At 73.8% G+C, this 7,846-nt stretch carries 8 protein-coding genes; 2 read left to right on the top strand and 6 right to left on the bottom strand.

Annotation, left to right across the window (positions count from 1 at the left end; genetic code table 11):
• Positions 1–61: 61 nt before the first annotated feature.
• From ACSNOK_RS27815 to ACSNOK_RS27800, 4 genes are read right to left on the bottom strand one after another with little or no spacing between them, the layout of a single operon-like run.
• Entirely contained in the window at positions 62–625 is a 564-nt protein-coding gene (locus ACSNOK_RS27815) for a cupin domain-containing protein (protein WP_436783542.1), read from the bottom strand.
• Positions 625–882: a 4Fe-4S dicluster domain-containing protein gene (locus ACSNOK_RS27810; RefSeq protein WP_436783541.1), complete on the bottom strand. Its 258-nt coding sequence runs from the start codon at positions 880–882 to the stop codon at positions 625–627. Before ACSNOK_RS27810 ends, ACSNOK_RS27815 begins: the two co-directional genes overlap by 1 nt.
• A complete protein-coding gene (locus ACSNOK_RS27805; protein WP_436783540.1) occupies positions 879–1,313 on the bottom strand; it encodes a Rieske (2Fe-2S) protein in 435 nt (144 codons plus the stop codon). The genes ACSNOK_RS27810 and ACSNOK_RS27805 overlap by 4 nt, the downstream gene beginning before the upstream one ends.
• Positions 1,310–3,223 carry a hypothetical protein gene (locus ACSNOK_RS27800; RefSeq protein WP_436783539.1) on the bottom strand — a complete coding sequence of 638 codons (1,914 nt, stop codon included), beginning with the start codon at positions 3,221–3,223 and terminating at the stop codon, positions 1,310–1,312. Before ACSNOK_RS27800 ends, ACSNOK_RS27805 begins: the two co-directional genes overlap by 4 nt.
• A gap of 692 nt (positions 3,224–3,915) precedes the next feature.
• On the opposite strand from ACSNOK_RS27800, the gene ACSNOK_RS27795 reads away from it, so the two are divergent.
• Entirely contained in the window at positions 3,916–5,175 is a 1,260-nt protein-coding gene (locus tag ACSNOK_RS27795) for an ATP-grasp domain-containing protein (protein WP_436783538.1), read from the top strand.
• A gap of 224 nt (positions 5,176–5,399) precedes the next feature.
• Here ACSNOK_RS27795 and ACSNOK_RS27790 read toward each other — a convergent pair whose 3' ends face one another.
• Together ACSNOK_RS27790 and ACSNOK_RS27785 are read right to left on the bottom strand one after the other, a co-directional pair.
• On the bottom strand, positions 5,400–6,356 hold the full coding sequence (locus ACSNOK_RS27790) for a D-2-hydroxyacid dehydrogenase family protein (protein WP_436783543.1): 957 nt from the start codon (positions 6,354–6,356) through the stop codon (positions 5,400–5,402).
• A gap of 151 nt (positions 6,357–6,507) precedes the next feature.
• Complete coding sequence (locus ACSNOK_RS27785) at positions 6,508–6,840, bottom strand: hypothetical protein (protein ID WP_436783537.1); 333 nt, start codon at positions 6,838–6,840, stop codon at positions 6,508–6,510.
• 316 nt (positions 6,841–7,156) lie between these two features.
• On the opposite strand from ACSNOK_RS27785, the gene ACSNOK_RS27780 reads away from it, so the two are divergent.
• Positions 7,157–7,807, top strand: a complete 651-nt coding sequence (locus ACSNOK_RS27780; protein ID WP_436783536.1) for a DUF4360 domain-containing protein — start codon at positions 7,157–7,159, stop codon at positions 7,805–7,807.
• Positions 7,808–7,846 lie beyond the last annotated feature (39 nt).

Genomic DNA, 7,846 nt, shown 5'->3' with positions numbered 1-7,846 from the left:
GGGCCGGGCGGGGTGGCGCCGGGTGCCCGAAGGCGGCCCGGCGCCGGGTGCGGCCGGCGGGTCAGCGCCGGGACGCGTCCGGGACCGCGCAGTCGTGGCAGGGGCAGTGCGAGCACCCCACGTCGTGCAGGTACGCCGGCAGATGGGACTTCAGGTCGCAGATGAGACAGTGCAGGTTGCCGATCTCGCTCAGCACCTCCTCGTACACCACCACCTCCATCCGCCGCTCCGACTCCACCGGCATGTGCGGGGCGCCGATCGCCAGCAGGACGTGGTCCGAGATCGCCCCGACCGCGTGCGACACGGCCCCCTCGACCAGGTAGATCTGGCCCGCCTCGGTCGGGTGCACCCGGCCGTTGTAGGTGATGGTGCCGAGGCCGCCGAGTACGACGAGGACGTGGTGGCCGGGGTGGGTGTGCGGCGGGAAGCCCGCGCCCGCGGGCAGCCGGATGACGTCGGCCCCGATCGCGCCGTTGCTCACCAGCCCGAGCCCGGTGGCGTCCGCGCCGTGCATGTGCACCGGCCGCTCGCCGTGCGGGATGTGCAGCGAGGTGGCCGTGTCGCCGATCTTCGCGTTGGCCCACCGGATGATGGACAGCTCGTCGGCCGCGGAACGCGCCGTCATCACGCCTCCGCCCGCTCGGTGAAGTAGTCGGCGTTGACGGCCGTGAAGTGCGCCCACTCGTCGGGCAGTTCCTCCTCGCGGAAGATCGCGTCCACGGGGCAGACGGTGGCGCAGAGGTCGCAGTCGACGCAGCGGGCGGGATCGATGTAGAACTGCGGCGCCTCCGCCTCCGCGCCCTCGATGCAGTCGACGGGACAGACGTCCACGCAGGCGCCGTCCTTGACGTCGATACACGGCTCGGTGATCACGTACGTCATGTGCTTCCCTCCTCCGGTTCCGCCGTGCCCCCCGCCGCCGTGCCGCCCGCCGCCGGCCGTTCGGGCGCGTCCGGCTCGTACCGCCGGACGGCCAGGTCGGCGCACTGGGGACCGCGCACCCGGTGACCGGTGCGCAGGTCGAAGGTCGCCCCGTGCCAGGGGCACTCCAGGAACGTGCCGGTCACCAGCCCGGCCGCGAGCGGCGCGCCGCGGTGCGGGCAGCGTGCCGGGACGCGCACCACCCGGTCGGCCAGCCGCACCGCGCACCACTTGCCGCCGGGCAGCGTCTCCACGACCGCCTCGACAGTCGCTCCGGCTCCGTCCGCCGCGTCCGTTGCTCCCGTCGCCGCCGTCTCGCCCGTCGTCCCCGTGACCGCCGTGGCCGTCGCGGCCCGGGTGATCGCCTCGCCCATCACCGGCTCCGTCTTCACAGGTCGAGGTCCTTGACCTTGTCCGTCCACTTGTCGTCGAAGCTCAGGCCCCGCCGGTACGTCGCGTCGGCCAGCCCCTTCGCCCACTGGGTGTAGCGGTGCCCGAGCACCATGTCCCGCGGCCGGAACCGGTTCTCCCGGCTGTACGCCGACCGGTTCAGCCGGACGTCCGCCAGCCCGTTCCAGTCGCGGTCGCGGTAGCGCACGGTGAGGGGGAGCCGGCAGGCCAGCCGGATGCCCGCCGCGGCGTGGCCGCCGTGGAACGCGTCCTCCGCGACGGCGATGTCCGGCAGGTTGAAGCCCTGCGGGGCGAACCGCATGACCGGCGCGTAGTTCTGCGCCTTCTTCACGGCGTTGTACCGCATCCGCTGGGCGATGACGTTGTACATCAGCACCCGGCCGTTGGCGATGCCGAACTCCTCCGGCCGGAATCCGGCGCGGAACCCCGTGTAGCAGAACAGGTCCGTGAACTCCATCGTCCACGGCTCCAGCAGCTTCCGGCCCACCGGCACCGTGAACACCGCCAGGTCCACCGGCAGGTCCTCGGCGTCCGCCGCCCAGTGCGCCACCGCCTGCAGCGCCCGGGTCGGCGAACTCCCCGCCTCCAGCACGCGTTCCAGGAAGGCGTCCCACTCCTCGGCGGAGCCCGTACGGCCGGTGAACTCGGCGCCCGTCTCGGCGTACAGCCGCTCCGGCAGCCCGTCGGGGACGCGCGCGCTCCGCCGGTACACCGACAGCGGCAGCAGGAACTCCCGGCGCTCCCAGTTGCTGCCGTCGAAGTGCAGGCACCGCTCGTACCGCTCCTCGACCCGGGTGCGCAGCCCGCCCAGCCGGCGGGCCGCCGCCAGGACGTCGGGGGCGGTCGCGTCCGGCGGCTCGGCCTCGCCCAGCAGCCGGGCGTAACCGCGGGCCTTGCGCAGCAGGAACAGGGCGAGCGCGGGGAAGGACAGCAGGGACTGGTTGAGCTCCTGGAGCACGAACCCGGCCTCCTGCCAGCACCACAGCAGCGTCGCCAGCACCAGCCGGGTGCCGCTCCACTCCGCCGGCGGCAGGGTACGGCACGCGGCGACCTCCGCGGCGACGCCCCGGTTGTCGAGGACCGTCTCGCCCGCCAGCAGCCGGACCCGCTCGACGGACACGATCCGGCGCTCGAAGCCGGCCAGCAGCGCGTCGCGCTCCTCGGCGGGAAGGGCGGCCCAGGCCCGGCGGGCCCGGTCGGGCAGGCCGTCCAGGGCCGGCGGCGGGCCCAGCCACAGGGCGGCGTGCCCGCCCGCCGCCGCCGGGCCGGATTTCGGAGCGGTCTCCGGGGCGGCGGTGACCACCGGGCGGCCGAGCGCCCGCCCGGCCGCCACGGCCGCGCGGACGTCGTCCACCGCCACCAGCGGCGCGTCCAGCCGGACGGCCGCGGCCAGGGCCGGGAGCCCGGCCGTCTCGTCCGCCGTGACGACCACCGCCTCCCCGGGCAGCCCGGGGCCGGTCCCGGCCCGCGCGAGGACGTCGGGCAGGGGACCGTGCAGCGCGGCCAGCCAGTCGCCCATCCGCTCCAGCGCCTCGTCCGCGGCGGCGCCGCGCCCGAGAGCGAGGCAGAACAGACGCCACCAGACCAGTGACGCGCGTGCATACGGCACCTTGAAGTGGTACCAGAGCCGCTGGAAACGCGAGAATTCCTCGGCCGGAATTCCGTGGGCGGCGAGATCGAGAGGCCGCCCGGCGCCGGACCGGTCGTCGACTATTTTCTCCAGGACGGTCGCGTCCACGATGCGCGCGGCCACCAGGCCGGCCACCACGACGAGATCGCCGTCATCGCCCAGCATGTCCAGTCGGTCGGCCAGATCCTTTTCGATTTCCGCCAGCACGGACACGTCCGCGCCGGTGAAATCAGGGTGGGAGAGCAGGGGGTCCGATGCCATACGGGCGCCTCCAGAGCGGGAATCCACAGTGCGGACGGCGTTGCGGGAGGAGAGGCACGGCAGTCGGCCGTCCCGGCCACTCCGGTTGTTCCCCGGAATGCGCCAGTGGACGGCCGGCGAGAGGCGGCGGCGAGAGAGCGCGCGCCCCGGAAAGCAGGATGCCGACGACGCTAGGGAGCGCCGTTCGGGCTGTCAATCGACCGGATCTGGCCGGAAGGCGTTCCCCGCCATGAGGCGGCTGGGACGGTGTGCCACCAGCGCCGCGCGGTGGACGGAAAAACCCTTTGCCAGGCTCTTGCGGAATCCCTTCCCGATGTGGCTTCGAAAAGCCGCGCACATGGCCCGACGAAGGATGATTGCATGTTGAATATGCTTTTGGCATGGGCGGCTGCGACGCTCGGCGGCCAGTTCATCAAGAGCCTTTCCCCAATGGTGGCCGAAATTCCTCCGGGCCTTCTTCCGGTGCGCCGGCCCGGCGCCCGCACGGCGTCCGGCCGGGTACGACACCCGTCCGGCCACCGTTCCCGGACCCCGGCGAACCGCTACGCTTCGTCGGGAATCCCTGCAATCCGATCAATTGCCCGGGTCCGATCGGTCCCAACGATCGTCAGTGCCGGGGCAGGAGACGTCGAAGTCCGATCAGTGGCCAGAGGAAGTGAGCCGGTCGTATGGCAGATGTGACGCTCCTCGTCATGGGAAACACCGGAATGCCCGCCTGGGGCCAGGACCAGATCCGGCGGCTGAGCGAACAGGCCCGGCGGCGCGGCGTCACGCTGGTGGGCGCCGACACCCCGGAGAACCTCCGCTCCGCGACCGCCCGGGACCTCGCGTACGTGGACGAGGTGGTGGCCCTGGACGTGCACCACCCCGAAGCCTGCCGGGCCTGGGCCGCCACCCGGCCGCCCGTCGACGCGGTGCTCACCGTCCGCGAACTCTCCGTGCTGCCGACCGCCGTCATCGCCCGGGAGCTCGGCCTGGCGGGCAACGACCCCGACGCCGTACGCCGCGTCCGCACCAAGGACCTCTGCCGGCAGCGGCTCCGCGAGGCCGGCTTCCCTCAGCCCCACACCGCCGTCTGCGACAACGTGGCCGACGCCGAGCGCTTCCTGAGCGAGACCGCCCCCGGACCGTGGGTCGTCAAACCGCGCGACGGCCTCGCCAGCATCGGCGTCTCCCTCATCCACGAGCCCGGACAACTGCCCGACGCCGTACGGAAGTTCCGGCAGCCCTCGACGGCCATGAGCCCGCTGCCCGCCTCCCCGTACTTCCTCGTGGAGACCTTCGTCGCCGGCGACGAGTACTCGGCCGAGGGCATCGTGCTCGGCGGCGAGCCGCGGGTGCTCGCCCTGACCCGGAAGGCCGTCACCGACGGCTTCATCTCCACCAGCCAGCAGCAGCCCGCCGGCCTCGACGAGGCCACGGACCGGCTCGCCCGCGAGACGGTCGCCCGGGGGCTCAAGGCGGTGGGCATCACCCGCGGCGTCTTCCACATCGAGCTCTGGGTGACGGCCGACGGCATCGTCCTCGGCGAGTTCCACTGCCGCGGCGGCGGCGACTTCATCCACGCCCTCGTCGAGCACACCCGGCCGGGCCTGGAGCTCTACGGCACCCTCGTCGACGACCTGCTCGGCCGGACGCCCCCGCCGCTGCCCGAGCCGGGCCGGGCCGCCCGCGTCGACTTCCTCTTCGCCCCGCCCGGCCGGCTCCGCGCCGTCCGCGGCTGGGACGCGCTCGCCGCGCACCCCGCCGTCCTCGCCGCCGACCTCCAGGTGCGGCCCGGCGACGTCATCCCGCCGGAGAAGGACTCCTTCACCCGCTCCGGGGTCTTCGTCACCGGCGCCGCCACCCCCGCCGAACGCGACGAGATCGCCACCCGGCTGGCCGGCCGCGTCGTCTTCGACACCGAGCCGGACGACGAGGGCGCGGCCTTGACCCTGGCGGCCGAGGCCTGAGCGGTTCGGGCCCCGGACCCGCCCCTTCGCCGTTTCCGGGGCTGCGCCCCGGACCCCGCTTATCGCGGCTTCGCCGCTCGTCCTCAAACGCCGGACAGGCTGGATTCGGCCTGGGCGCGCCCTTCAGCCCGTTGGGGGTGCCCCCTCTGGGGGAGTTTGAGGACAACCGCGCGCAGCGCGGTTTCGGGGCCCGGGGCTCCGCCCCCGCAGGGGCGGCCAAGCCGTCAGGCCAGCCGCCGGACCGGCTCGCCCGCCAGGAACGCCGCGACGTCCTCCACGGCCTGGGTGAAGTACCCGTCGTAGTTGCGCCGCGTGACATACCCCAGGTGCGGGGTCGCCAGCAGCCGGGGAAGCGTGCGGAAAGGGTGGTCCGCGGGCAGCGGCTCCTCGTCGAAGACGTCGACGCCGGCCCCGGCGATCCGGCCGTCCCGCAGGGCGCGGGCCAGCGCGTCCTGGTCGACGATGGCCGCCCGCGAGGTGTTGACGAGGTAGGCCGTCGGCCGCATCAGCCGCAGCTCCGCCTCGCCGACCAGCCCGCGGGTCCGCTCGCCCAGCACCAGGTGGACGGAGACGAAGTCGCTGCCGGACAAGAGCTCTTCCTTCGACACGCGGACGGCGTCCGCGGCGGCGGCCCGCTCGTCGGTGAGGTGGGGGCTCCAGGCCACCACCTCCATGCCGAACGCGCGCCCGATCCGCGCCATCCGGCTGCCGGTCTTGCCCAGCCCCAGCAGCCCCAGCCGCCGGCCGTGCAGGTCCGCGCCGACGGTGCTCTGCCAGGGGCCGGCCTCGCGCAGCGCCGTGTTCTCCCGCACCAGGCCCCGGGCCAGCCCCAGAAGCAGCGCCCAGGCCAGCTCGACCGGCGGCTCGGGGTTGCTGTCCGTCCCGCACACGGTGACGCCGTGCCGGGCCGCCGCGTCGAGGTCGACGGACGCGTTGCGCATGCCCGAGGTGATCAGCAGCCGCAGTTTCGGCAGCCGGGCGAACAACTCGGCGGGGAACGGGGTGCGTTCCCGCATGACGACGACGATCTCGCTGTCGGCCAGCTCCTCGACGAGCCGGTCGCGGTCCGCGATGTGCTCGCGCAGGGCCCGTACGTCGACGGCGTCGCCGAGGACGGACCAGTCGGCCGTGGACAGGGACACGCCCTGGTAGTCGTCGAGCACGGTGCAGCGGAGCGTCATCATGTCGTCCTTCGGTGCGGGGACTTCGGTCTGCCGAGGTGGTGCGGTGAGGGTGGTGCGGTAGCGACGAGCGTGATCGGTGGGACGGGACGGGGACACTCTGCCAGGGGCCCGCGCGGCGCCGGGCGGCGGCCCGTCCGCGCGGCCCCGCTCAGGCCGCCGGCGACAGCGCGCGCGGCGGCCGGGTGTCCGGGACCTCGGCGGCCACCGCCTCCACCGCGGCGGGCACCGGCTCCCCGTACTCCTCCGGCAGACGCGGCCGGGCCGCCTCCGACGAGGACGGCTCCCGGCCGGCCCGGCCCGCGGCGAGCAGGGCGCTCGGCGAACCGTCGCCACCGGTGTACGCCGCCGTGGCGGCGCGCAGCCGCTCCGCCTCGGCGGCTCGGTGGGCGCGGACGCCGAAATGCGCCGGCTCCGGCCACGAGGCGCGCCGCCGCCGCAGGGCCTCGGGGGCCGGACGGGTCCCGGCGGGAGACCTAGCCAACCCCCGTGGGGCTCCCTATCATTCGAACGCTCCCCGTCCCAGCGGGCCGTGAAGATTGTCATGGGCATGCCGTGTCGACGCTCGTGACCTGCCCCTCTTCCGGTCCGGCACGTCGTTCCGCCACTGTGTCCCGCCGCCGGTTCCCCCGTCGGCCCGCCATCGGCGCGCCCCTTCCGCTCAAGGGGCGTCGGCGCCTGCCGGCCGGTCGTCCCGGAACGGTCCGCTCCACGGGAGACCGGGGTCACGGTGCCGCGGAATGGTTCCCGCCGTCCCCTCGGGCCGCCCACGCCGCCCGAAGGCAACCGATTGGAGCACCATGCCCGCAGGTCTGGTCACCGCCGGAGCGATCACGGCGCTGTTCGCCTCCGCGTTCGCCACCCAGCAGCCCTCGGTCATCACCAACCCGCCGCCGGACAAGATCGTCATCGAGATCGCGACGGTCAACGGCTCGGGCTGTCCGGCCGGTACCGCCGCCATCGCGGTGTCGCCCGACAACACCGCCTTCACCGTCACCTACAGCGACTACCTGGCCCAGGTCGGCGTGGGCTCCAAGCCGACCGACTTCCGCAAGAACTGCCAGCTCAACCTGATCGTGCACGTACCGCAGGGCTTCACCTACGCCATCGCCAGCGCCGACTACCGCGGTTACGCCAAGCTGGAGCCCGGGGCGAGCGGCACGGAGAAGGCCTCGTACTACTTCCAGGGCTCCTCCCAGACGACGCCCAGCTCCCACAGCTTCAGAGGCCCGTACGGCGACAACTGGCAGGCCACCGACTCGGTCCCGGTGGGCGCGCTGGTCTGGGCGCCCTGCGGTGAGCGGCGCAACTTCAACATCAACACCGAACTCCGCGTCAACGGCGGCACGTCCGACACCACCAAGACCAACAGCTTCATGACCATGGACTCCACGGACGGCAGCATCAACACCATCTACCACCTGGCGTGGAAGGAGTGCCCGCGCAGGTAGCGGCAGCGGCGGCCGGGGCGGGCACGCGGGGCGGAGGCG

This window comes from Streptomyces sp. URMC 126, assembly GCF_051386555.1.
Classification (GTDB): domain Bacteria; phylum Actinomycetota; class Actinomycetes; order Streptomycetales; family Streptomycetaceae; genus Streptomyces.
This window is presented reverse-complemented; position numbering and strand designations above follow the sequence as displayed.